27 protein-coding genes and 1 pseudogene are annotated in these 24545 nt (G+C 61.8%); 12 read left to right on the top strand and 16 right to left on the bottom strand.

From position 1 onward, the window contains the following. Positions 1-145: 145 nt before the first annotated feature. Entirely contained in the window at positions 146-553 is a 408-nt protein-coding gene (locus AC0L17_RS02765; protein WP_473514678.1) for a DoxX family protein, read from the top strand. Between the two features lie 145 nt (positions 554-698). Here AC0L17_RS02765 and AC0L17_RS02770 read toward each other — a convergent pair whose 3' ends face one another. Both AC0L17_RS02770 and AC0L17_RS02775 read right to left on the bottom strand, forming a co-directional pair. After that, the gene (locus tag AC0L17_RS02770) at positions 699-1721 is read right to left on the bottom strand and encodes an oxygenase MpaB family protein (RefSeq protein WP_473514679.1); all 1023 of its coding nucleotides are present in this window, start codon (positions 1719-1721) and stop codon (positions 699-701) included. 150 nt (positions 1722-1871) lie between these two features. Beyond that, on the bottom strand, positions 1872-2135 hold the full coding sequence (locus AC0L17_RS02775; protein WP_091595957.1) for a DUF4242 domain-containing protein: 264 nt from the start codon (positions 2133-2135) through the stop codon (positions 1872-1874). 151 nt (positions 2136-2286) lie between these two features. On the opposite strand from AC0L17_RS02775, the gene AC0L17_RS02780 reads away from it, so the two are divergent. After that, a complete protein-coding gene (locus tag AC0L17_RS02780) occupies positions 2287-3165 on the top strand; it encodes a LysR family transcriptional regulator (RefSeq protein ID WP_473514680.1) in 879 nt (292 codons plus the stop codon). 40 nt (positions 3166-3205) lie between these two features. On the opposite strand, the pseudogene AC0L17_RS02785 reads toward AC0L17_RS02780, so the two are convergent. Beyond that, positions 3206-3301: pseudogene (locus tag AC0L17_RS02785) on the bottom strand (LysR family transcriptional regulator); the annotation flags it as partial. Positions 3302-3520: 219 nt separating this feature from the next. Here AC0L17_RS02785 and AC0L17_RS02790 point away from each other — a divergent pair. Further along, positions 3521-3964: a nuclear transport factor 2 family protein gene (locus AC0L17_RS02790; RefSeq protein ID WP_473514681.1), complete on the top strand. Its 444-nt coding sequence runs from the start codon at positions 3521-3523 to the stop codon at positions 3962-3964. A gap of 54 nt (positions 3965-4018) precedes the next feature. On the opposite strand, the gene AC0L17_RS02795 is transcribed toward AC0L17_RS02790, so the two are convergent. After that, positions 4019-4921, bottom strand: coding sequence for a LysR family transcriptional regulator (locus tag AC0L17_RS02795; RefSeq protein ID WP_473514682.1), 903 nt, complete (start codon positions 4919-4921; stop codon positions 4019-4021). Positions 4922-5075: 154 nt separating this feature from the next. Between AC0L17_RS02795 and AC0L17_RS02800 the strand changes: the two genes are divergently transcribed. The 4 genes from AC0L17_RS02800 to AC0L17_RS02815 all read left to right on the top strand — a co-directional run bounded on the left by AC0L17_RS02800 (position 5076) and on the right by AC0L17_RS02815 (position 9653). Further along, positions 5076-5894 carry a methyltransferase domain-containing protein gene (locus AC0L17_RS02800; RefSeq protein ID WP_473514683.1) on the top strand — a complete coding sequence of 273 codons (819 nt, stop codon included), beginning with the start codon at positions 5076-5078 and terminating at the stop codon, positions 5892-5894. Positions 5895-6032: 138 nt separating this feature from the next. Then, complete coding sequence (locus tag AC0L17_RS02805; protein ID WP_473514684.1) at positions 6033-7349, top strand: FAD-dependent oxidoreductase; 1317 nt, start codon at positions 6033-6035, stop codon at positions 7347-7349. 14 nt (positions 7350-7363) lie between these two features. Further along, positions 7364-8185 carry a class I SAM-dependent methyltransferase gene (locus tag AC0L17_RS02810; RefSeq protein WP_473514685.1) on the top strand — a complete coding sequence of 274 codons (822 nt, stop codon included), beginning with the start codon at positions 7364-7366 and terminating at the stop codon, positions 8183-8185. A gap of 442 nt (positions 8186-8627) precedes the next feature. After that, positions 8628-9653, top strand: a complete 1026-nt coding sequence (locus AC0L17_RS02815) for a transglycosylase SLT domain-containing protein (protein WP_473514686.1) — start codon at positions 8628-8630, stop codon at positions 9651-9653. A gap of 152 nt (positions 9654-9805) precedes the next feature. On the opposite strand, the gene AC0L17_RS02820 is transcribed toward AC0L17_RS02815, so the two are convergent. Next, positions 9806-10414 (bottom strand): YqgE/AlgH family protein, encoded by a 609-nt coding sequence (locus AC0L17_RS02820; RefSeq protein WP_023799312.1) that lies wholly within the window; start codon positions 10412-10414, stop codon positions 9806-9808. A 190-nt stretch (positions 10415-10604) separates the two neighbouring features. Here AC0L17_RS02820 and AC0L17_RS02825 point away from each other — a divergent pair, with 190 nt between their 5' ends. The 3 genes from AC0L17_RS02825 to AC0L17_RS02835 all read left to right on the top strand — a co-directional run bounded on the left by AC0L17_RS02825 (position 10605) and on the right by AC0L17_RS02835 (position 12631). Then, the gene (locus tag AC0L17_RS02825) at positions 10605-11411 is read left to right on the top strand and encodes a protein-disulfide reductase DsbD domain-containing protein (RefSeq protein WP_473514687.1); all 807 of its coding nucleotides are present in this window, start codon (positions 10605-10607) and stop codon (positions 11409-11411) included. Positions 11412-11533: 122 nt separating this feature from the next. Continuing rightward, positions 11534-12034, top strand: coding sequence for a peroxiredoxin (locus tag AC0L17_RS02830; RefSeq protein WP_128179878.1), 501 nt, complete (start codon positions 11534-11536; stop codon positions 12032-12034). 117 nt (positions 12035-12151) lie between these two features. Continuing rightward, positions 12152-12631 carry a DUF2938 domain-containing protein gene (locus AC0L17_RS02835; protein ID WP_128245673.1) on the top strand — a complete coding sequence of 160 codons (480 nt, stop codon included), beginning with the start codon at positions 12152-12154 and terminating at the stop codon, positions 12629-12631. Positions 12632-12684: 53 nt separating this feature from the next. Here the strand turns inward: AC0L17_RS02835 and rnhA are convergent, their stop codons facing one another. From rnhA to coxB, 11 genes are all read right to left on the bottom strand, one after another. After that, positions 12685-13218 (bottom strand): ribonuclease HI, encoded by a 534-nt coding sequence (gene rnhA, locus AC0L17_RS02840; RefSeq protein WP_023799316.1) that lies wholly within the window; start codon positions 13216-13218, stop codon positions 12685-12687. Then, positions 13215-14177, bottom strand: coding sequence for a homoserine kinase (locus tag AC0L17_RS02845; protein ID WP_473514688.1), 963 nt, complete (start codon positions 14175-14177; stop codon positions 13215-13217). The genes rnhA and AC0L17_RS02845 overlap by 4 nt, the downstream gene beginning before the upstream one ends. A gap of 5 nt (positions 14178-14182) precedes the next feature. After that, on the bottom strand, positions 14183-15193 hold the full coding sequence (gene ispH, locus AC0L17_RS02850) for a 4-hydroxy-3-methylbut-2-enyl diphosphate reductase (RefSeq protein ID WP_027152363.1): 1011 nt from the start codon (positions 15191-15193) through the stop codon (positions 14183-14185). 97 nt (positions 15194-15290) lie between these two features. Beyond that, complete coding sequence (locus tag AC0L17_RS02855) at positions 15291-16046, bottom strand: SURF1 family protein (protein ID WP_473514689.1); 756 nt, start codon at positions 16044-16046, stop codon at positions 15291-15293. Further along, the gene (locus tag AC0L17_RS02860; protein WP_287236991.1) at positions 16043-16429 is read right to left on the bottom strand and encodes a DUF983 domain-containing protein; all 387 of its coding nucleotides are present in this window, start codon (positions 16427-16429) and stop codon (positions 16043-16045) included. Before AC0L17_RS02860 ends, AC0L17_RS02855 begins: the two co-directional genes overlap by 4 nt. Before the next feature lie 185 nt (positions 16430-16614). Then, complete coding sequence (locus AC0L17_RS02865) at positions 16615-17496, bottom strand: cytochrome c oxidase subunit 3 (RefSeq protein ID WP_027152361.1); 882 nt, start codon at positions 17494-17496, stop codon at positions 16615-16617. A 1-nt stretch (position 17497) separates the two neighbouring features. Beyond that, positions 17498-18139 carry a cytochrome c oxidase assembly protein gene (locus tag AC0L17_RS02870; protein ID WP_091596178.1) on the bottom strand — a complete coding sequence of 214 codons (642 nt, stop codon included), beginning with the start codon at positions 18137-18139 and terminating at the stop codon, positions 17498-17500. 8 nt (positions 18140-18147) lie between these two features. Beyond that, positions 18148-18309, bottom strand: a complete 162-nt coding sequence (locus tag AC0L17_RS02875; RefSeq protein WP_077381685.1) for a hypothetical protein — start codon at positions 18307-18309, stop codon at positions 18148-18150. A gap of 2 nt (positions 18310-18311) precedes the next feature. Continuing rightward, positions 18312-19256, bottom strand: coding sequence for a heme o synthase (locus AC0L17_RS02880; RefSeq protein WP_473514690.1), 945 nt, complete (start codon positions 19254-19256; stop codon positions 18312-18314). A 77-nt stretch (positions 19257-19333) separates the two neighbouring features. After that, positions 19334-20983: a cytochrome c oxidase subunit I gene (ctaD, locus tag AC0L17_RS02885; RefSeq protein WP_473514691.1), complete on the bottom strand. Its 1650-nt coding sequence runs from the start codon at positions 20981-20983 to the stop codon at positions 19334-19336. 37 nt (positions 20984-21020) lie between these two features. Continuing rightward, the gene (gene coxB / locus AC0L17_RS02890; RefSeq protein WP_091596182.1) at positions 21021-21899 is read right to left on the bottom strand and encodes a cytochrome c oxidase subunit II; all 879 of its coding nucleotides are present in this window, start codon (positions 21897-21899) and stop codon (positions 21021-21023) included. Positions 21900-22274: 375 nt separating this feature from the next. Here coxB and AC0L17_RS02895 point away from each other — a divergent pair, with 375 nt between their 5' ends. Next, positions 22275-22865, top strand: coding sequence for an invasion associated locus B family protein (locus AC0L17_RS02895; protein ID WP_031254969.1), 591 nt, complete (start codon positions 22275-22277; stop codon positions 22863-22865). A 241-nt stretch (positions 22866-23106) separates the two neighbouring features. Next, positions 23107-24519, top strand: coding sequence for a metalloprotease TldD (gene tldD / locus AC0L17_RS02900; RefSeq protein ID WP_473514692.1), 1413 nt, complete (start codon positions 23107-23109; stop codon positions 24517-24519). The last annotated feature ends 26 nt before the right edge of the window (positions 24520-24545 follow it).

Consider the following 24545-nt stretch of genomic DNA (forward strand, 5'->3'; position numbering starts at 1 on the left):
CGGTCACGCGACTGTGAACTGGGAGTATTGGTTTACGGCTCGCGCTGTGCATCATACCGACTTCGCGAAATCGGTGCGAAGAGCTGACCCGCTGATAATTCAGCCTGCTGCCCGCAATCACCGGGTCATGATGGAGGCCCAACTGATGAATTTCGACAAGATTTCTGCCTGGGCTCCGGTGTGGTTAAGCGTCGTGAGGATCATGTCGGCGCTGCTGTTTCTGGAGCACGGAACTCAAAAGCTCTTCAATTTTCCGCCCGCTCCCGAGCCGATGCAACTGTCGGGGCTTATTGTGATCCAGGCATTGATCGAGCTGATCGGAGGCGCGCTGCTTGCCCTCGGACTCTTCACCCGGCCCGTCGCGTTCATTCTGTCCGGCAACATGGCGGTCGCCTATTTCATGGCGCATGCGCCGCAAAGCTTCTTTCCGGTTGTCAACGAGGGCGACTCGTCAATCCTCTACTGCTTCATTTTCCTGTACTTCTTTTTCGCGGGAGGCGGCGCGTGGAGCGTCGATGCGGCCCGTCGCGGGACCGGCCTCGCGACGCCCTGAACAGGATCGCGAGGGAACTTGCCGGGCGGCTACCAGCGGAGCATGTCCGACAGCCTGCCAGGTCGAAATGACAGGAAGTTCCGGCTCCGCTGATCGTCGCTTTCGGGCCCTTCACTGGACATTCCCCAACACGAGGTACGCGCCCTTAGGGCGGCCATTGCCGCACTTTTAACCCGTCGCTTTCCCCTATGCGGGCATCAAATCCCGCATGATCGCGACCGTGCTGCTCGTGTCTAGGTGCCTCCTGTCGGCGATAGAGGTAGTTCTCGGGAAGACCGAGGCGACGGCACGACTGGACGGCCGGAGATGAAGGGAGCACGATGCGCTCGCAGATTGCAGCCGTCGTCTTCACAAAAGCACGCTCCCACGGCTTCAACGTCCAGTGGTCGCCGAGTGCCAACCGCTTGCGGACCCAGCGGGGCAGGATCTCGACAGCCGCCTTCAGAAATGGCCGCTGAAGCGGTCGAGCCATTCCTGGCAAGACGGGAACGTCTTCCATGATCTGCAGGAATTCCAGGACGATCGGCGATGCGACGAGTCTCTGCCTCATCGCGTCGAACAGCGCGTAAAGCTCGGCCTGCGACGTGGGCGCGTCAACCGCACCATAGAGAAGCGCGACGGGGCGAGCCTCGGCGAACATCGCATCCCGTTCGAAAAAATGCAGACGATGGACATAGACGTGATAGGCCTCCATGAAGCCAAACCCGGCCGTCGCTTGCACCCAGTCCAGCAACTCCGGGTCGGTGGCGTGGTATGGCTCACCTTCGCTGGTTTGGCCTGAAACGCGCCCATGCGTCCTGACCACACCTTCAATCATGGCCTTGGCCTTGGTCCGGGGACCGTAGACCGTGACCAAGGCGGCGAGGCCGGTGCGCTGTAATCGTCGGAGCGCGTCGGAGCGGAATGTGCTGTGCTGCCAAATGGCGTCGCGAACCCGCGGCTCTGCCAATTCGAGCAGCACTGCCGTAACCCCGCCGATGAACAGCGCAACCGGGTTCTTGAAAATACGCCACGACGCCGAGTTGGGCGGCAACAGCGCCGGCTCGCCCTGCGGGGTCGAGAAGTCCATCTGCGATCCGAGCCGCTGGCGCATGAACGACTGCGCAAGGCTGTCCACACGACGCTCAAGCAGGCGAGGCAGAGGAAAGGTGCCCGAATTGCCAAACATGCTCCGACTCTCCTGGCAACGCGTGTGGCTGGCGGATGCAGCACGAACGTCTTGGCCCTTCCGTCGTTCCAAAGATTCAAACTGGCGCGCTGCATAACTCCGCAAGAACACCGGGCCCGGATAGCCATCACGAGCCCGGTCGCGCCGGCCCTATGGGGTAAGATCGAGCGCCGGCACGATTCTGTGATAGGGCAGCCCCGCATCGTCGTTTAGACGCTTCACGTCGACATCGGAGGCAGCGTCAAACAGGCACATGCAGCGCCCGTCCTCCGGTGCGAAGGTCGAGCGCAGATAACTGATGTCGGTGCCGTTGGAGGTCATCTCGGCGGCTTTGCTGATCGCCGCCTTCTGCGCATTTCCCAGAGCTTCCATGCTGATGCCCTTGAGGTCGCGTTCCACCATGTAGACAGTCATTTCCAGATCTCCTCCTGTGAACAGTGACCACAGGAGTTGAACGCAGCTGCGGGCGAAAGAGAACGACATCTTTTCTATCGATCGATAGCCGACAGTTATCGATGAAAGGATTACAATGTCGTTTCGTGGAACCGCCTCGGGAGGGCTCGCCATGGAGATGTTTCAGGTCCGCTACGTGCTTGCCGCCGCGAAGATGCTGAACTTCACCAAAGCCGCCTCCGATTGCAACGTGTCTCAGCCGGCGCTCACCAAAGCGGTCAAGACGCTCGAGGATGAGCTTGGCGCGCCCTTGTTCCACCGCGAGGGAAAGCGCGTCTTCCTGAGTGAGTTCGGGCGCTCCATTCTGCCGCATCTTCAGCAGATCATACAGGAGGCCCACGCAACCAGAACGCTTGCCGACAATTTCAGGCTGCTCAACCAGGTGCCGATCCGCCTCGGCGTCATGTCGACCATCGGCCATGTGAAACTCGCCCGGTTCCTCGCAAAGTTCCAGCGCGACTATCATGGCGTCGAGCTTGAAGTTAGCGAGGCGAGCGTCCAGGAACTGAAAAACAGGCTCGAGCAAGGCGATCTCGATGTTGCCGTTCTCAATCCGCTGGAGGGATTGGGAGCGGCGTTCCGCGTCCATGATCTCTACAGTGAGCGTTACGTCGTCGTATTCGCGCCGGACCATCGGCTTGCGAGCCTCAATGCAATCAAGTTGGTCGATCTCTCTCAAGAACCCTATGTCGATCGTCTGTCCTGCGAAATGCGGGACCTGGTAATGGGTGCGTGCCGGGAAAGAAACGTCAGCCTTTATGCCCGCTTTCGTTCCGAGCGCGAGGATTGGATCCAATCAATGGTGCTGGCGCGGATCGGCTTCGCCTTCATGCCTGAATATTCGGTGACATCGCCTGAACTTTTGCAGCGTCCGCTGATCGAACCCGCGGTGGCACGCACGGTGTCCCTGGCTAGCATTCCGGGCCGGCCCTATAGCCCGGCGACGGCGGCAATGGTCCGAGCTGCCCAGACGTTCGATTGGCCAGGCTAGGCGTTTAGCGCTGAGGCTTGAGCTTTGCTGATTTGAGATGCGTCAGATTCGACCTTTCGGCCGCTCGGCCCACGTGGCACTCGTCGTGCACGATCTCAAACAGAACGAGGAGGTTGAGATCAATTCTGTTCAGCATGTCGGTGAAATCATATCACTGGATTCAGTATCATCGAAGTGCGATCTCCTGAGCAAGCGGAGCAGCGCAAGGCGCGCTTCCGCATCGGAAACAGATGCAGGAGCTACCCGCATGCCAGTATCACGACGTTCCCTTCTCGCCGCAGCAAGCGCTGGCGTGGCATTGTCAGAAACTGCAAGATTAACGAACGCCTCGGCACAGGCTCTTGCGGAGCCTGCCATGGACCAGACGGTTGCCGATCTCGTCGAGCGTTCTGCGGAAGCAAATTCGGCGCTGATGCGCGGGGAGATAACGAAGTACTACGAGGTGATCCCACATACCGGGGACTTCCTGCTGATGTCTCCATTCGGCGGAAAGCCCACGCGGGCTTCTGAACTGACTGCGGAGCGGATCGAAGCGATGGGCCGCTTTTTCAAGAACGGGACCTTCGAGCACGAACTTCTTCAAGCCTATGGTTCCGCCGACATGGTGGTCCTCGCGATCATTGAACGCCCGCATGTCGAGGTCGGCGGTCTGCCGGCCCAGGATTGGCCGCTGCGGGTTACCTTGGTCTATCGCCGCGAAGAGACGGAATGGCGCCTGGTGCATCGGCACGCAGACCCCCTGGTCAAGGGCGTGAGTCTGGAGCGGGCGGCGGCCCTTGCACGCGGCGAAGCTGATTGATGTGAAAGGCAGCCTCGAGCAGTCGGTCCCATCGGAAATCGCCGTGTCGTCCCGCTAGGGCATAACTGCTTCGTTTGCTTTCGAGCTCCAATCGTAATTGCGAACTGCCCAGGCAAACGTTGAGACAGCCGGTGAACGGGAGCGGCCCTTAACGAAAACGAGCGAAACCTGGCGCACGACGTCCGGATCGGCGACCGGGCGGTGGCAGATACCCGGCAGCATGGCCGAGAATTCGGGCGCGAAACAGACTCCCATGCCGGCTGCAATCATCGCCATGATCCAGTCCTCCCGCTCGCTCCGGTAGGCGACCTGAATATTGATGCCGCGCTCGACGCAAAGTGCGTCGATATGGTTGGCGTATTCGCAGTTGATGCGATCGAGATAGGGCTCGCCGGCAACATCGGCAACATGGAGTATGTTTCGCTGCTCGAACCGGTGGCCGGTTGGAAAGGCCAGCCCAAACCGCTCCTGATATATCGGCTCCACGCTCAGCCGTGGATCAAAGGGACCTGGTTGCGCCATGAGACCGATGTCGAGCGAGCCATTGAGGAGGAGTTCGCCGAGCCGGGAAGGAACACTCTCGACGACGCTTATCTCGATGCTTGGGTGAGAGGCGCGGAACGCGTTCAGGAACCCCACGAAGCGTAACGGGCCGATCGTGCACATTACACCTAACATCAACGATGCGGCTTCGAGTCTGAGGAAGCTTCGTGCCACCTCCTGTGCGTTCTTGGTGCGCCCCAGGATCTCTTCAAGATGCGGTCGCATCAGCCGCCCGAAGTCGGAGAGATGGACGCCGTTGCGCTCGCGGCGGAACAGATGCGACCCAAGCTCCGCCTCCAGCTTCTGAATCGCCCGCGTGAGCGCCGACTGTGTGACATGGCACTGCGCCGCGGCCCTGTGGAAGTTCAAGGTCTCGCAAGCGGCAAGAAAGTATCGGACCTCATGCATCTCCATGGCGCATTTCCCCTGATGCCCATCAGTCATCAAGCCGATGAGACAATAGCATTTCTTGCGCGCCCGCGGTGCTTGTATGCTTGACCGGAGAGCATGGAGAGAAGCTGGCGCCCCTCGTGCTCCCAAAAGAGTTTTCATTGGTTAGGGTGATCTGGTGCCTGACGTCTGGGCCACTGTTGCCGAGCTTGAGTCTTCCGTGCAGGAGCGCCTTGCCGGCGTCCTCGAGACACGAGGCGCGGACCCGCAACAACGGGCCATGCGGCGCGCCTTTCTTTCCGACATCAAGTTTCCCACACGGGCGCACGTCCTGGATGTGGGCTGCGGAACAGGCGTGCTGACGCGGGTACTTGCAGGCTGGCCCAACGTCAAAGCGGTCGTGGGCATCGACCCGGCGGCATCGCTGATCCGGGAGGCGCAAAGATTGGCCTCCATCCTTGCCAACGTGACCTTCCAGGAAGCCGACGGACGATCTCTCCCGTTCGGCGATAACGCGTTCGACGTCGTCGTCTTCGATTCAACTCTCTCACACGTCCCGGGACCAGAGCGAGCGCTCGCGGAGGCCCACCGCGTGCTGCGGCCGGGCGGCTCGCTCGCGGTGTTTGACGGCGACTATGCGACGACGACAGTCGCGCTCGATGATCACGATCCGCTGCAGACATGCGTCGCTGCCATGATGGCCAACTCGGTCAACGACCGCTGGCTGATGCGCCGGCTTCCATCGCTCATACGTGCCAGCGGATTCGAGAAGGCGGACTTCCGAAGCCACGGCTACGCGGAAACCGGCGGCGGCGCGTATATGCTATCCGTTATCGATCGAGGCGCCGATATTCTGCATGCGTCAGGCGCGATCGGCGAAGCAACGGCGGCCGCCTTGAAGTCGGAAGCGCGCCGCCGGGTAGGAGCGGGAACCTTCTTTGGCCACATCGCCTACGCAAGCCTCACCACCCGCAAGCCGACGCGTGTGACGATTTGAGATTGGAGAAAACCATGCCAGCAACGGCGACCTTGCCCAGTTATGCGGAGCGCCTTGTCGGTGTCCTCGAGATGCGAGGCGCCGACCCGCTTAGACGGCGGGAATGAACGAGGAGACGGCTGGCCAGGAGACAGTGTGATGACGAACGCATACGACATCGTCACGATCGGCGGCGGACTAGCAGGAGCTTCGTTAGCCAAGGTGACGGCCGAGCGCGGCGTGCGAGTCCTAGTGCTAGAGCGGGAGACACGGTTCAAGGATCGCGTCCGCGGAGAAGCGTTGTTTCCGTGGGGCGCCGCCGAACTCGAAACACTGGGCCTGCGGAGGCTCCTGCTTTCGAAGTGCGCCACGGAGAACCGGTGGTGGGACGATTTTCTCGGCCACGACCAGATCGGGCATCGCGATACCGCCACAGATACCCCGGGCCGCACGGCGACATTGACGTTCAATCACCCCGAGGTGCAGGAGACGCTCTTGCGCTCGGCCGCTGAGGCTGGAGCCGAAGTTCGGCGCGGTGTTCGCGCCACCGGCATTTCGCCCGGTCATCCAGCCAAGGTAACTTTCGAAGGGTCTGGCCGGGTGGAAATCGTTGCCGCCCGCTTCATCGTGGGGGCGGATGGCCGAAGTTCGCTGGTGCGGCGATGGGGTGGATTCGCCCCGCGACGGGACCCGCCGCGGCTTCGCATCGCGGGAGTGCTGTTTGAGGGAATGACCTCCCTGGCGCAGGACACTACGCTAATGGTGATCAATCCTGAATTAGGCCAATCATCGATCCTAATTCCTCAAGGCGGCGGAAGGGTGCGGGCGTACGTAGTATTCCCGTCGCGCGGGGACCGGACGCTGCGGGGGCAGCGGAACGTCCCGCGGTTCATCGAGGACGCGATATGTACGGGGGTGCGACAGGAACTGTTCGAGGGCGCACGCAGCGCCGGTCCGCTTGCGACCTTCGAAGGCGCGGACACCTGGGTGGAGCGGCCGTACCGCGATAGCGTCGCGCTGATCGGCGACGCTGCGGCAACGAGCGACCCGTCGTGGGGACAAGGACTTTCCCTCGCCGTACGGGACGTTCGCCTGCTCCGCGATATTTTACTCGCCAACGATGACTGGGATCGGGCAGGCCGCACATATGCCGCTGGCCACGACCGCGGCTACGCTGCCATTCACGCCACCGAGGACTGGTATACGACGTTCTTTCTCGAGACTGGCCCCGCAGCGGATGCTCGCCGGATGCGGGTGCTACCGCTGATCGCCGCAGAGCCCGATCGAATGCCCGACACGTTCATGGCCGGCCCCGAAGCCGCACCGGCCTCCGAATTCGCACGCAGGCGTTTCTTCGGTGAGGACGTACCTGCAGAAACCGGACGCGCCGTCCAACCAAGTGCTGGAGCGAAATCTTCTTGGCCACATCGCCTACGCAGACCTGACCACCCGCAGCCGCCGCGTGGCACGATTTGAGATTGGAGGATGCAATGGAAGCAACGGCGACCCTGCCTAGTTATGCAATGAGTCAGGCAAGTTTCCCGGAGATGTACGAGCGATGGCTCGTCGGCCCTCTCTTCCGTCCATGGGCCGAGATGGCTCTTGACGAGTTGGAATTGTCTTCGGGCGATCGCGTACTCGATATCGCTTGTGGAACAGGAATAGTGGCGCGCGTTGCAAGAGAGCGGCTCGGTGAAGCCGGATATATCGTCGGTGTCGACGTCAGCGCGGACATGCTTGCCGTGGCGCGGGCTGTAGAACCAGCCATCGACTGGCGCCAGGGCAATGCCGGCGAGTTGCCTCTGCGTAGTGGTGAGACGTTCGACGTGGTCGTCTGCCAGCAAGGACTGCAGTTCTTTCCTGACAAACCCGCGGCGGCGGCGCAGATGCGCCGCGCGCTGACGAAGGGCGGCAGGCTGGCGATCGCCACGTGGCGCCCGGACGACGAAATCCCGTTCTTTCGCGACCTGCGCCGCGTCGCGGAGCGCCATTTGGGCGCCATCGCCGATCAACGGTACAGCTTCGGGGAAGCGGCTCCACTTGAGGCGCTGCTGCGAGACGCCGGCTTCCACGAGGTCCGATCGAGGATTGTTTCGCTCACCATCCATTTCGGGGAAGGCGTACGTTTCCTGCACTTGAATACGATGGCGCTGGTCGGGATGAGTTCCTTAGCCAAGGAATTGGGTGATCAGGAACGCAAGCGCGTCGTGGAGGCGATCGTGAGCGAGAGTGCGCCCGTGCTGAAGCCGTACACCATCGGGTCGGGACTGGCCTTCGAGCTCAGCACCAATCTGGCGACAGCCAAAGGCTAAATGATCTCTCACCAACGGAGAACTCGTTCGATCGAGTATTGTGCCGAGAATGGCTGCTCATTCACAATCTGCCGTTCGAGAACCGAAAGGATTGCCCGGCTGAGGTCGAGGGCAGACCACCTCAGGGAAATTTCTGCTCGCCAATCGAGAGGCTTCACAAGCAACGCATCGGCTACGCAGCCCTCGATTAAAACCAGCTTGTTTTACATTTCGAATTATTTTGCCGCACTGTGGCCATTGTGCCGCCATTATCCATGACTAGTTGAATGAAGCACTGACCGTTCTTCTTGTCTTTTTCGACGTTGACGGCTCAACGTTGGAAATAGACCTGCCCCAAAATATCTGGGCGGCTAGACAAGGAACGGAGGGGGACCTGGCGTCACTCCAAAGAACATTTGAATTCTTTGCTTGCGGAGCCTTCGTCCTTTCGGGCGGACGGCCTTTGTCGAAAAGGATGGCGGTGCTTGGCCTGGCGGCGACCGTGGCGGCCATGCCATGGCCGGTCTATTCGGGAGTCCTGGTCAACGGCGTGACCGAAGCCGCGGTTGCCACTGCTGTTCCGTTCTCGGCTCTGAGTTTCCCCTCGGCCGCGCCCGAGTTCGACATCATCGATCCAGACACCATATCGACCTCTGGACGCGAGGGAGAACGCACGCTGGCCCAGGCATTGAAGGGCACCGTCTCCATCCTTTCCGAAGGCGCGGAACAGATCGTCCTCGGCATGTCGATGCACGAGTTCGGCGAGTACAAGGTGTCGCAGCACATCGCCAGCGAAATCCTTCGTGCAGCCAAGGACACCCAATTTCCTGCCGATACGCTTTTTGCGATCGCCGAAAAGGAATCCTCCTTCGACATCAACAATCGCCCGTCTAAAGGGTCGGCGCTTGGTCTTATGCAATTCCTCGACCAGACATGGCTCGAGGCGGTGAAGAAGCACGGTGCAGAATTCGGCCTGGGCGACGAAGCGGAACTGATACGGACCCGCCCCGAGGGCAAACGCGAATACCATTTCGTCGAGGACAAGGCCGAAGAACAGCGCATCCTTGAATTCAGGCGCGATCCCTATCTGTCGGCGGCACTTGCGGCCAAGAACCTTCTTGCGGCCAAGCAACGCATCGAAGCTCGTCTTGAGAAGGCCATGGATGAAAGGGATCTCTACCTCCCCCATTTCCTTGGCACCAACGGGGCAGCAGCGCTCCTGTCGAATGCCGATGAGAAGCCCAATGCCACGGCCAGCACAATCTTCCCCAAGGCGGCACGCTTCAATATTGCGATCTTCAAGGCCGAGGGAAAACAGCTCACCGTCGGCCAGTTTCACCAGCGCCTGCGCTCCTTCCTGGAAGCCCGCATCGGCAAATACAGCGATGTCGAAACGCGCGTGAAACAGGCTGACCTGTCCTGGACGTCGGGTTTCGAGAATCTCGTCTACGATCTGGGCAAACGGCTGGCGATGGCAATGCGGCGGTAACCAGCCAGGTATCGGGTTTTCACTTCTAAAGCGCGTCGCGTTGATCGGCCTCACGCGACGCGCTTTAGGTTGTCGTTTTATGCATGTCGCTATCGCAAAACCGCTACACACCCTCGGGTCAAGCCCGAGGGCATGCTTTTGCGCGACATGCATTAGGCGTGACCGGCGGCCAGGCTGAGATGCGCGAGGTCGATACCGATCGAAGCGAGTATCCGGTCGTATTTGCGTTCGATGTCGGTATCGAACAGAAGCTCCGCATTTGCCGGGCAGGTCAGCCAACCGTTCTCGGCGATTTCGCTTTCCAGCTGACCGGCGCCCCAGCCCGAATAGCCGAGCGCCATCAGCGCGTGCCGAGGCCCGCGGCCCGACGAAATGGCGCGCAATATGTCGACGGTCGCGGTCAGGCAAATGTCGTCGGAGACGGCCAGCGACGATTCCACCCGGTAGTCGCCCGAATGCAGGACGAAGCCGCGGCTGCGGTCCACCGGTCCGCCGTTGCGGACGACGAAGTCGCGGGCCTGCGCGGGCAAGCGGATCGCCTCCTGTTCGTTCATGATGCCGAGCTGCACGAGCAGATCCGGAAACAGCATCTGCTGTGTCTGGTTGATGACCAGGCCCATCGCGCCTTCGTCGCTGTGCGCGCAAATATAGATGACGGAGCGCGTGAAGCGGTCGTCCTTCATGCCGGGCATGGCAATCAGGAACTGGTCGTCGAGAAAGCCGCGTCCCGCAGCCATCTTCTTGTGGCGCAACAAGTCCATGAGGGGAGCGTAACGCGTTTCTGGAGCGCCGAAAAGATGCGCCGCGCGCGATTTGGTCGCAGATGTGCATCCAAGGCACGCAAAGCTGTGCCCGAGATCACACAAAGCTGTGCCCGAGGTCACGCAAATATGATAGCAGCGACGCCATGAAGTCATTGCGCAGCCATGAACGGACACTCAAATCACCGCCATGCAAAGCTTGAAAGTCCTGCTGCTCAGCGCCGCTGTCGGATGTGGAACCGGTCTTCCCGCCGCAGCCTCCTCGTCGATCTGGTACGAAAGCGAAGGCGGCAAAGTACGCCTTGTGACCAGCGGCAACCCCGACACAGCCGGACGCATCCATGGCGTCCTCGATATTTCGCTCGAGCCTGGCTGGAAAACCTACTGGCGCGATCCGGGCGACGCGGGCGTGCCGCCGCAAATCGATATCTCGGCCAGCACCAACATTGTCAACGCGACGTTTTCGTTTCCGCCACCCCAGCGCCACGACGACGGCTCCGGCAAGTGGGCCGGCTACGACCATCCGGTTTCGCTGCCGGTAACGTTCACGCTGTCGGCGCCGAACGAGCCAGCCGTCATCGTTGCCGATATCTTTCTCGGAATTTGTGAGACGATCTGCATCCCGGTGCAAACAAAGCTGACCATCGATCCGGGCTCCGATCCGGACAATGTCGAAGACGCCGCTTTGGTGAAGGCGGCGCTTGCAACGCTGCCTGCTCCCGCAAGACCCGATTTCGGCGTCAAGATCCTGCCGGGCGACCGCGCGACACTGGTTGTCGAGGCGAGCTTTCCGGGCAATCCCAAAGCAGCGGATTTCTTCGTCGCCGGTGAGCGCGACTACATGTTCGGCGTGCCGGCCCGCAGCGAAAAGGACGGCAAGCTGGTGTTTACCGTGCCGATCCTCGACAGGCCGACGACGACGCCGACGGATGGCGGACTTTACTACACGCTGACAACTGCGGCCGGCGCCGTCGAAGGCCTGCTGCCCTTCCCTTGATCCCCAGCAAAGGATGTTCAGATCGAACATCCCTTGCTCCGGCCACCCCCGACAGTTGCGGGAAACGGCTGAATTCGCTATCGCAAGGACACTCCCTTCCATTTGTCAAAACGAGGACCACGATGATGATTGCCGTTGGCGACAAGCTGCCCCAAGCGACCTTCAAGACGATGACTGCCGACGGCGCAAAAGCGATCACGACGGCCGAGATTTTCTCGGGAAAGAAGGTGGTGCTGTTCGCTGTTCCCGGCGCCTTCACGCCGACCTGCTCCAACAACCATCTGCCCGGCTTTCTGGACAATTACGACGCCATCCTGGCGCGCGGCGTCGACACCATCGCCGTCGTCGCCGTCAACGATGTCCACGTGATGGGCGCCTGGGCCCGCTTCAGCGGCGGTGAAGGCAAGATCCTCTATCTTGCCGACGGCAATGGCGATTTCGTCAAGTCGATCGGTCTCGACGCCGACCTTTCCGGCGGTGGCATGGGGCTGCGCTCGAAGCGGTTTTCGATGATCGTCGACGACGGCAAGGTCGCCGCGCTCAACGTCGAGACAAAGCCCGGCGTTGATGAATCCGGTGCTGCTCACATTCTCGGACAGCTTTCCGTTTTGGCGACAGCATAGGCCGAGGTTGCCGCGGTCCTTCGGCCTGACGATCGCGCTCGTTTCGGCAGCCGCGCGTCCAATTGGGCGTGCAAAGAACGCTGTTCGGGAATTGCCTGCTTTTAGGGGACCTCAATGATGTTTGACCACTTCTGGCGCGCTGTGGCGATCGGCATCGGCGCCACGGCACTCATGGACCTCTGGGCGATTTTCCTGAACACGGTGTTTGCTCAGCCACGGCCGAACTGGGGACTGGTTGGTCGCTGGGTCTGGCACCTGAGGGACGGCAAGGTCTTCCATGACGATATCGGCGAGGCAGCACCCTATGCGCATGAATCGGCGCTGGGCTGGGCCTTCCACTATTTTGTCGGCATCGTCTACGGCATCATCCTGGCCGTTTTGGCGGGAGCGGCGTGGCTGGCCGCGCCGACCTTCCTGCCGGCCTTCATTCTCGGCATCGTCACCGTAGGCGCCGGCTGGTTCCTGCTGGCGCCCGGCATGGGCGCCGGCTGGGCCGCGTCAAAGCGCCCCAACCCGATGCAGATCCGCGCCCTCAACCTCGTATCGCATACTGTGTTCGCGCTCGGACTTTTCGGCACAGCGCTGCTGATCCGCTGAATATGGCGGACCAGACTGGTCAGTAGTCCAGACTGGTCAGTAGCCCAGACTGGTCAGTAGCTTTGGGTCGAGCGGCGCAGTTTCCTGGCTGCCGGCTGTTTGGCTTGAGTGTTTTCCCCAGCCGAAACGGGCGCGGGCCTGGCCGTCTTGTTCTTGAACGGCGCCATGCCGAGCCGCGCCAATTCGTCGGCACGCTCGTTCTCCGGATGGCCGGCATGGCCCTTGACCCAATGCCAGATCACCTGATGACGGTTGCGCGCCTCGTCGAGCGCCTGCCACAGTTCGGCATTCTTCACCGGTTGCCTGGCAGCGGTCTTCCAGCCGTTGCGCTTCCAGCCGTCGATCCAGCTGAAAATGCCGTCCTTGACATAGTTGCTGTCGGTATAAAGATCGACCGCACAGGGTTCTTTCAGCGCATTGAGCGCCGAGATGGCGGCCAAAAGTTCCATGCGGTTGTTGGTGGTAGCAGCCTCGCCGCCCGACAGTTCCTTCGTGACGCCCTTGAAGCGCAGGACAGCCCCCCAGCCGCCAGGCCCCGGATTGCCCGAACAGGCACCATCGGTGAAGATTTCGACGCGCTTGGTCATGTCAGTCCGTATTCGGAAGGAGATTTGATCGCCCGGTGGAAACGCATACGCCTGATATATTCGGTCGGATCGCGTTTCACGACCAGCCCGCCGTTGGCAATGATCAGCCAGTCGTACAGCCGGGTCAGCATGAAGCGCAGTGCCGAGCCGCGCGCCAGCATCGGCAGCGCAGCTTTCTCTTCGCCGCTCAAGGGCCGCACGCTTTGGTAGCCGGCAAGCAGCGCCGTGCCCTTGGTCAGGTTGAAGGAAAAATCCTTCTCGAAGCACCAGGCATTGAGGCAGGTAGCGACATCATAGGCGTAGAGATCGTTGCAGGCGAAATAGAAGTCGATCAGCCCCGACAGTTTCTCGCCGAGGAAGAAGACGTTGTCGGGGAAGAGATCGGCATGGATGATGCCTTCCGGCAGGCCGTTCGGCCAATTCCGCTCGAAATCGGCGAAGTCGGCATCGACCTCGGCCGCCAGTCCCGGCTCGACCTCGTCGGCGCGAGGGCGAGAGGCGCTCCACAGCTTGCGCCAGCCATCGATGGCAAGGGCATTCGGACGGGTCATCGGAAAGTCGGCGCCGGCCAGATGCAGCGCCGCCAGCGCCTTGCCGACCTCGCCGCAGTGCGCTGATGTCGGCCGCCGCAGCGAAACGCCTTCGAGGAAGGTGATGATGACCGCCGGCCGCCCGGCAAGCGTTCCGATGACGTCGCCATCATGCGCGGTCACCGGAAGCGGGCAGGAAATGCCCTTCCTGGCGAGATGGCTCATGAGGCCGAGGAAGAACGGCAGGTCGGCCTTGTCGACGCGCTTTTCGTAGAGCGTCAGGATGTAGGAGCCGCTGGTCGTGTGCAGCAGGAAATTCGAGTTCTCGGTGCCTTCGGCTATGCCCTTGTAGGACAGGAGATCGCCGACTGGATAGTCCTTGAGGAACGCGCCGAGCTCGCCTTCGTTGACGTCGGTGTAGACCGCCATGAACCTTACGCGGCCCCGTTGACGAAAGCCATGTCGGCGGCCGTCAGCTCGACGTCGCGCAGCACCCGCATCACCGGAAAATCCTCGGTTTCCGTCGCCGTCACCGCCAGCTCGATGGTTACGTCGAAGCGCTGCCGGAACGCATCGATGATCTCGTCGACGATGATTTCCGGTGCCGAGGCACCTGCCGAAAGACCGAGCGTCGAGATGCCGGCGATCTCGGTCCATGGAATCTCGGAGGCGCGCTGCACCAGAAGCGACATCGAGGCGCCGGCGCGTTCGGCCACTTCGACGAGACGCCGCGAATTTGAGGAGTTGGGAGCGCCGACGATCAGGAAGAGATCGGCACCCGCGGCGGTCTCCTTGACCGCTTCCTGGCGATTGGTGGTGGCGTAGCAGATCGATTCCGCTGCCGCCGCATGCAAATCGGGAAAACGATCCTTAAGCACCCGAATGATGCCGGCGGTGTCCTCGACCGACAGCGTCGTCTGGGTGACGAACCCGAGCGCCTGCGGGTCGGCGGGCACCAAATTCGCGGCGTCGGCTTCGGTCTCGATCAAGGTGACGGCGCCGTCCGGCAACTGCCCCATCGTGCCGATCACTTCCGGGTGGCCGGCATGGCCGATCAGAAGCACGTGACGGCCGAGCCGCTGATGGCGCATTGCCTGCTTGTGGACCTTCGACACCAGCGGGCAGGTGGCGTCGAGATAGAAGAGGTTGCGCGCCTGGGCGTCCGCCGGCACCGACTTCGGCACGCCATGCGCCGAAAAGACGACCGGGCTCTGGCGATGCTCAGCCGGTATCTCGGAGAGCTCCTCGATGAACACCGCACCGAGGCTTTGCAGCCCCTCGACGACGTAGCGATTATGCACGATCTCGTGGCGAACATAGACCGGCGCGCCGTATTTCTTCAGCGCCAGCACGACGATCTGGATGGCGCGGTCGACGCCGGCGCAGAAGCCGCGCGGCTGGCAGAGCCTTATCGTCAGCGGTGGCTTTGTCGTCGTGTGAAGCATGGTTCCCGGCCGGTTGGTCGTAGCGTGAACTCAAGTCTTGAACTCAAGGCGCGAAATGAGGTGCGCACCCCTGCCCTGTCAAGGGCACCAGTGCTGATCATTCTTCTTTCGCCGGGCGGCGAAGCCTGAAGATGAGGACGCCGGCAAGGGCAGCGGCAAGGCCGTACCAGGTTACGGCGTATTGCAGATGGCTGTTCGGCAGCTCGATGATTGTAACGCCGCCGACCGGCAGCCCGCCCGGGTTCGGCGTGGCGTCCGCGTCGATAAAGAATGGCACCAGCCCCGCACCGGCCGGCAGACCGGCGCTGGCCGCCATGGCGTCGCGATCCTTCCAGTAGAAGATGTTTTTCTGCGGATCATTGTCGGGAAGCATCATCGAGGGCTTTGCCGGCAGCGGATTGCGGGCGAGCCCCGTCACCGTTACCTGGCCCGCACCATGGCTTTGCGGGCGCTTGGCAGCGTTCTTGAGATCGTACGGCACGAAGCCGCGATTGATCAGGACGAAGCGGCCGTCCTCCAGATGCAATGGCGTGAAGACATCGAAACCGGACTGGCCTTCCCAGGTCGCGAAGAAATGTCGCTCGCCTTGATGCAGGAACGTGCCTGATGCCGTCACCGGCGTGTAATCCACATCGCCGCTGGCGGCAAACCGCTTTTCGACCTCGGCCAACGGCACGGGCGCTGAGTGCGTGCGCCGGTCGATGGTCTGGAGAAGACCCTCTTTCCAGTACAGGCGCTGGAGCTGCCAGGTGCCGAGCGCCAGCAGGATGAAGAACAGCACGAGGCCGAGGCCAAGCAGCAATGCCGTCTTCGGCCGCGAAAGGCCCGCAATCGAAGCGGATGTCGTGCTCATTCGCCGAGGTCCAGCCTGCCCTCTGCCGCCTTATTGCGGTATTGCAGCGTCAGGAGCACGCCCTTGATCAGCCTGAGCGCGCCCAGGCAAAGCACCAGCGTCAGCGGTATCCACAGCAGGAAATGCAGCCAGAGCGGCGGGCTGAGCGTCACCTCCATCCACAGCGCCAGCCCGACGACGATGAAGCCGATGATCAGGATGACGAACACCGCCGGACCGTCGCCGGCATCGGCGTAGGAATAGTCGAGGCCGCAATTGGCGCAGCGTTCGCCGACGGTGAGGAAGCCGGAAAACAGCCGGCCCTCGCCGCAGCGCGGGCAGCGGCCGCGCAGGCCAGCCGAAATCGGATCGATTGCTGGCCAGATCGCCTTGTCATCGCTCATTCCGATACCTTAATGCATGTCGCGCAAAAGTGCGCAGCGGTTTTGCGATAACGACATGCATAAAAACAAGAACTTAAGCGCGTCGCATGAATCCATTCAGCCGCGATGCGCTTTAATGCCCTTCACCCCAAAAGGTAAGGCGGCCACGTCGCCGCAGCCGCCTCATCGATTTCCTCAGGAAGATTTCAGTGGCCTTCGATGACCGCGCCGCTCGAGGCCCAGACATAGATCGACGCGAACAGGAACAGCCAGACCACGTCGACGAAGTGCCAGTACCAGGCGGCAGCCTCGAAGCCGAAATGGTGCTTGGGCGTGAAGTCGCCCTTCATCGCGCGGACCAGGCAGACCAGCAGGAAGATGGTGCCGATGATGACATGGAAGCCGTGGAAGCCGGTCGCCATGAAGAAAGTGGCGCCGTAGATCGAATCCCTGAAGCCGAACGGCGCGTGCATGTATTCGTAAGCCTGCACCATGGTGAACAGGATGCCGAGACCGACGGTCAGCACCAGGCCGTTGATCAGCCCCTTGCGGTCGCCATGAAGCAGCGCGTGGTGCGCCCAGGTCACCGTAGTGCCCGACAGAAGCAGGATGACGGTGTTGTAGAGCGGCAGGTGGAAGGGGTCGAGGACCTCAACGCCCTTCGGCGGCCAGACACCGCCGGTGAAGGTGGCGCGGGCATATTGCTGTGCCTCGCCGGGAAACAGGCTGGCGTCGAAGAAAGCCCAGAACCAGGCGACGAAGAACATCACCTCGGAAGCGATGAACATGATCATGCCGTAGCGCAGATGCAGCGACACAACACGCGTGTGGTGGCCTTCATGCGCTTCCCTGATGGTATCCGACCACCAGGCGTACATGGTGTAGATGACGATCAAGAGGCCGATGAAGAACAGCCACGGATTGGCGATGTTGAAGCCGAAGATCGGGAAATCGCCGCCCTTGAGATACTGCATGTAACAGACGCCGCCGATCGCGGTGACCAACGCGCCGACCGATCCGAGGAATGGCCACGGGCTCGGGTCGACGAGATGATAGTCATGTTGTGGTTTTGCGTGCGCGTCTGCCATATCAACCCCCGAGGCTTCGTTCGGTATGTGAAACTTTGTTGCTTGTGCCTTCGGCCGGCACTGACGACACGACCGGCTTCTTCTTCTCGTTCTTCTCGACCGGGAACATCGTGTAGGACAGGGTAATCGTCTTCAGGTCCTTCAATTCCGGCGCATTGACGATGTCGGGATCTACATAGAACACGACCGGCATGTCCAGCGTCTCGCCAGGCTTCAGCGTCGTATCGGTAAAGCAGAAACACTCGACCTTGTTGAAGTAGGATCCCGCAAATTCCGGCTGCACATTAAAGGTCGCGCGGGCCGTCGTGGCGCGGACGAACTTGTTGGTCGCGCTATAATGCGCCTGCGCCGTCTCGCCTATCTTGATGGTGACGGAGCGGGCGACCGGCTCGAACTGCCAGGGCACGCCGGCCGTGTTGGCGTCGAAACGGATGGTGATATCGCGGTCGAGCACCCGGTCGGCATATTGCTGCGTTGCGCGTTTCACAGTGCCGCCGTAACCGGTCGCCTGGCAGAACATCGCGTAGAGCGGCACCGCGGCATAGGCCATCCCGATCATGCCGCCGAAAAAGGCGATGCAGACGCCGGCGACGACGCGGTTGGTGTTCTTCTTTTGAGGATTGGTCACCGTTTGGCGGTTCATCTTGAGCCTCACATGGTTCCGGTGAGGTTGTGACCGAATTTCACGACGGTCGCGATGTAGAAGATGACGACAAGCACCGCCAGCGCCAGGCCGATGGCCACCGAGCGGTTGCGCCGGGCCTTCTGCTGGCGCTCCGTCAGCGTGACGAGTTCAAGCTTCTTGTCGGCCATGGTCATGCTCCGCCCGTGGCCAGCGCGCGCCCGACAACGCAGTCGGCAAGATAGATGGCGAAGATGGCGAAGAGGTAGAGCAGCGAGTAGCCGAACAATGCCTTGGCTGGCTTCATCACATGGTCGTCATCCGCCATCCGCAGCACCTGCCACGCATACCAGACGAAGCCGGCGCCAAGCAGCACCGCAAGGACGCCATAGACGGGTGTGGTGAAGCCGAGCGCCCATGGCAGCACGCCAACCGGCGCAAGGATCAGCGCATAGGCGAAGATCTGGCGTCGGGTCGAAGCCTGGCCGGCGACATTCGGCATCATCGGGATGCCGGCCCTGGCATAGTCCTCGGACTTGAAGAGGGCGAGCGCCCAGAAATGCGGCGGCGTCCACAGGAAGATGATCAGGAACAGGACGACGCTTTCCAGGCTGACGGTTCCGGTCACCGCGGCCCAGCCGATCACCGGCGGAATGGCGCCGGCAGCACCGCCGATGACGATGTTCTGCGGGGTCCAGCGCTTCAGCCACATCGTGTAGACGACGGCATAGAAGAAGATGGTGAAGGCCAGGAGCGTCGCCGACAACCAATTGACCAGCACGCCGAGCGTCATCACCGACAGCACCGACAGCACCAGGCCGAAACTCAGCGCCTCGCCTGGCCGGATGCGGCCGGCCGGCACCGGACGGCCGGCGGTCCTGGTCATCACCGCATCGATATCGGCGTCATACCACATGTTGAGCGCGCCGGACGCGCCAGCCCCGATGGCAATGGCCAGGATCGCGATCACCGCCAGAAGCGGATTGATGGCCACAGGTGCCGCGACCAGGCCGACAAAGGCGGTGAACACCACCAGCGACATGACGCGCGGCTTCAACAGTGCGAAGAAATCGCCCGCCGTCGCTTCCGACATGCGAAAGCCCGGTTCGTCAGTCAAGGTGTCGTCGACAAGGGCCATGCGTACTTAAAGTCCATCATTCCGTTGGCCAAAACCGCCGGGCGAACCGGTGATTCAGTATTCGCCCAGGCAGAAGCCTATTTGATCTTCGGCAGCTGTTCCCACTGGTGGAAGGGCGGCGGCGAAGGCAGCTGCCATTCAAGCGTCGTCGCACCCTCGCCCCATGGATTGGCGCCGGCCACCCGCTTCTTCTGGAAGGCCTCGAACACGCCATAGAGGAAGATGACCACGCCGACGCCCGAAATATACGAGCCGTAGGACGACACCATGTTCCAGCCGGCAAACGCATCCGGATAGTCGATGTAGCGGCGCGGCATGCCTGAAAGTCCGAGGAAATGCTGCGGGAAGAAGACGAGGTTGACGCCGACGAAGGTAACCCAGAAGTGGGTATTGGCGATGACAGGCGAATACATGTAGCCGGTCATCTTCGGGAACCAGTAGTACCAGCCGGCGAAGATGGCAAAGACCGCGCCCAGCGACAGCACATAATGGAAATGCGCGACCACGTAATAGGTGTCGTGCAGCGGGCGGTCGAGACCGGCATTGGCAAGCTGGACGCCGGTAACGCCGCCGACGGTGAACAGGAAGATGAAGCCAATCGCCCACAGCATCGGGGTCTTGAGCGAAATCGACCCGCCCCACATGGTGGCGATCCACGAGAATATCTTCACGCCCGTCGGCACCGCGATAACCATCGTGGCGAAGACGAAATAGCGCTGCGTGTCGAGCGACAGGCCGGTCGTGTACATGTGGTGCGCCCAGACGATGAAGCCGACCGCCCCGATCGCCACCATGGCATAGGCCATGCCGAGATAGCCGAAGATAGGCTTCCTGGAGAAGGTCGAGACGATGTGGCTGACGATGCCGAAGCCCGGCAGGATCAGGATGTAGACTTCCGGGTGCCCGAAAAACCAGAACAGGTGCTGGAACAGGATCGGGTCGCCGCCGCCGTCGGGCGCGAAGAAGGTGGTGCCAAAATTGCGATCGGTCAAAAGCATGGTGATGCCGCCGGCCAGAACCGGAAGCGACAGCAGCAGCAGGAAAGCGGTGATCAGCACCGACCAGGCGAACAGCGGCATCTTGTGCAGCGTCATGCCAGGCGCGCGCATGTTGAAGATGGTGGTGATGAAATTGATGGCGCCGAGGATCGATGAGGCGCCGGCGATGTGCAGCGACAGGATCGCAAGATCCATCGCCGGTCCGGGCTGGCCCGAGGTCGATAGCGGCGGATAGATCGTCCAGCCGCCGCCGACGCCGTAGGCGCCAGGCGCGCTCGGCATGAAGGCCGAGATGATCAGAAGGATGAAAGCCGGTGGCAGCAACCAGAACGAGACGTTATTCATGCGCGGGAATGCCATGTCCGGCGCGCCGATCATGATCGGCACCATCCAGTTGGCGAAGCCGCCGATCAACGCCGGCATGACCATGAAGAAAATCATGATCAGCGCATGGGCGGTGGTGAAGGCATTGTACATGTTCTTGCCGCCGTCGAGCGCAGCGTCGGCGTTCAAGCCGTAGACCATCTGCGCCAGGCCGGTGAAAATCTGGATCCCAGGCTCCTGCAGTTCCATACGCATGACGACCGAAAGGGCAGCGCCGACGCAGCCCGCCATGATCGCGAAGATCAGGTAGAGTGTGCCGATATCCTTGTGGTTGGTCGAATACACCCACCGCACCCAGCCATGATATGGCTTGTGGTCGTGGTCGTGAGCTGCAGCGTCTGCCATGTTCGGCTCCGTTCCCTGATCTTTTCTGGTCGCGGCATCAGTTGCCGGCGGCCGCTACCTTGTCTTTGCCGTCGACCTCGGCCATCAGCGCCTTGTTGGCGCCGGGAAGGTCGGTGCCGGCTGCTGCCAGCCAGGTCTTGTACTGGGCGTCGGAGACGACGCGGATCGCGATCGGCATGAAGGCGTGGTCCTTGCCGCAGAGCTCCGAGCACTGGCCGTAATAGAGGCCTTCCTTTTCCGCCTTGAACCAGACCTCGTTGATGCGACCCGGAACCGCGTCGGTCTTGATGCCGAAGGACGGCATGGCAAAGGCGTGGATCACGTCTGCCGCCGTCACCAGTACCCGGGTCATGGTGTTGACCGGCACCACCATCTCGTTGTCGACGGCGAGCAGGCGCGGATAAGCGCCGCGGTCCTCCTTGCCGGCCGCAGCGCGGTCAGAATCCGCCAGGATCGCCGAGTTGAAGGAAAGCGTGTTTTCAGTCTGGTATTCGTAGTCCCAGTTCCACTGGTTTCCCGTCGCCTTGACGGTCAGCTTGGCTTCCTCCGGCGGTGTGTATTGCGCGGTCAGGAGCTGGAACGAAGGGATGGCGAGCAGGAGCAGGACGACGACCGGCCCAACCGTCCAGATCACCTCGATCAGCGTGTTGTGGCTGGTGCGCGACGGGGTCGGGTTGACGCTCGCGCGAAACTTCAGGATGCAATAGGCGATGAGAAAGAGCACGAAGAGGGTGATCGGCACGATGAACCACAGCGTATAGCCCTCGAACCAGGCGATCTGCCGCATCATGTCGGTGGCGGCGGGCTGGAAGCTCATCTCCCACGGCGCAGGCTGGGCCGCATGGGCGGACGCGCCGGTGAATAGTGTGGCGGCAGCGCTTGCCAGGAGTTTGGCGCCTGCTAGGAATTTTCTCATTGCCGTCATTATCTCCCAGTTCCTCGCGATCGGACCGCAAGAATATCGAACAACGCCGGGACGGGAATCCCGGATAGTCCCGAGGCTGGTTCAAACCATACTCTATTTGCCTCTGCAAGAAAGGAGCGGGGGAAACCGTGCGGCATTTTTGCGCGCAAGCGCGGCTGCGCCTTGTGGCGGCGGCCGCGGCGGTGTCGGACCCGCGAATGCCCGAGCGGCGGAGTGTCCCGGCAAAATGCGCCGGGCCGTCGCAATTCGGGCGAATTTGGCACGGAAAAGCGCACAATTGCCTTGGTCGAGGCAGGCCGGCAGTGGTCTCATCCTTTACTTGCCCTTGGCGCGGCTTAAAGTGCCGTGATTCGCAATGGAGCCGTCATGAACTCTTGGCTTTGGGGACTTGGGCTTTCTAGAAGCTTGGCAAAGGCCATCCTTCTCGCTGCCGTGTGTAGCGTTGGCCTATCTGGCGTTGGTCTGTCCGGGATCGGCCTGTCCTATGTTGGCTCGTTTGGCGTCAGCCAGGCCAATGCCGCGCAGCCAAGCGGCAAGGTGCGGACGACGCATGGCGCATGGTCGATCATCTGCGACACGCCGGCTGGCGCCACCTCGGAACAATGCGTGATGATGCAGAACGTCGTCGCCGAAGACCGTCCCGAGATGGGGCTTTCCGTCGTCGTGCTGCGCACCGCCGACAACAAGGCCGAAATCCTGCGCGTGCTGGCGCCGCTCGGCGTGCTGCTGCCCAACGGGCTCGGCCTCAATGTCGACGGCAAGGACATCGGCCGGGCCTATTTCGTGCGCTGCTTCCAGGACGGCTGCTATGCCGAGGTCATTCTCGAAAAGCCGCTGCTCGACACGCTGAAAACCGGAACGTCGGCCACCTTCATCGTCTTCCAGACGCCGGAGGAAGGCATCGGCATTCCGGTCGAGCTCAAGGGTTTCGCCGACGGTTTCGCCGCGCTGCCTTGAGACGGGCGCGAGGCCCAAAACCCTGCTGACGAAAATGAGATTGTGACCGCCTTTGGCTACAGCGCCGCGCATTCAAGGGCGCGCAAAGGACGCTGCAGCGCTTCGATTTTGCGCATGATCCTTTCCGAAAATCGATTCCGATTTTCGGGGTCATGTACAGACAATGGTCATTGCCGATTGTCTGGGCGCACCTTCGCGCCTACATCGTGAGGACAATCTCTTTCCACGGACGGACCGCGCCATGAACAGCCTGATCGGCCAATTCGACATTTCCGACGATCGCATCAAGCAGATCGTCGCCGAGACCATCAACGGCGCCGACGACGGCGAGTTGTTCCTCGAATACAGCGAGAGCGAAGCGCTGATGTTCGACAATGGCCGGCTGAAGACCGCCAATTTCAACACGGACCAAGGCTTTGGCCTGCGCGCGGTCGCCGGCGAAGCGAGCGGCTACGCGCATTCCAGCGATCTTTCGGAAGCATCGCTGCTGCGCGCGGCCGACGCTGTGTCAACCGTCAAGAGCGGCTATTCCGGCACGCTTGCTGCGGCTCCCGCCCGCACCAACCGCCATCTCTATGGCGACGACAACCCGATCCCCTCGCCCTCCTTCGAGGCCAAGGCCAAGCTCCTTCAGGAAATCGATGCGTGGCTGCGAGCCGAGGATTCGCGCGTGCGGCAGGTGACGGCGTCGCTCGCCGCCTCCTGGCAGCATGTCGAGATCGTGCGTGCCGACGGCCAGATGGTGCGCGACATCCGCCCGCTGGTCAGGATCAACGTGTCGGTGGTGGTAGGCAACGGCGACCGCCAGGAGAGCGGCTCCTTCGGCATGGGCGGACGCAAAGGGTTTGGCGAATTCCTGGTCGAGGACAGCTGGAAACACGCCGCCAAGGAGGCGCTGCGGCAAGCGCTGGTCAACCTCGAGGCCATTCCGGCCCCCGCCGGCACCTTTGACATCGTGCTGTCCAGCGGCTGGCCGGGCGTCATGCTGCACGAGGCCGTCGGCCACGGGCTGGAAGGCGACTTCAACCGCAAGAAGACATCGGCCTTCGCCGGGCTGATGGGCCAGCAGGTGGCAGCAAAAGGTGTCACCGTCGTCGACGACGGCACCATGGCCGAGCGGCGCGGCTCGCTGACCGTCGACGATGAAGGCACGCCGTCGGCCCGCAATGTGCTGATCGACGACGGCAAGCTTGTCGGCTATATGCAGGATCGCCAGAACGCCCGGCTGATGGGCATGAACGCCACCGGCAACGGACGGCGCGAAGGCTACGCGCACCAGCCGATGCCGCGCATGACCAACACCTATATGACTTCAGGAGACATGGAGCCGGACGAAATCATCGCCTCGGTCAAGAACGGCATCTATGCCGTCTCCTTCGGCGGCGGCCAGGTCGACATCACCTCGGGAAAATTCGTGTTCGGCTGCACCGAGGCCTACATGATCGAGAACGGCAAGGTGACGCAGCCGATCAAGGGCGCCATGCTGATCGGCAATGGGCCGGATGCCATGCATCGGGTTGCGATGATCGGCAACGACATGAAGCTCGACACCGGCATCGGCATGTGCGGCAAGGCCGGCCAGGGCGTGCCGGTCGGCGTTGGCCAGCCGCACCTCAGGATGAACCAGATGACGGTTGGCGGAACGCGGGTTTGATAGAAGCTGCGGTTTTTGTCTTACAT

Source organism: Mesorhizobium sp. WSM4829 (genome assembly GCF_055811475.1).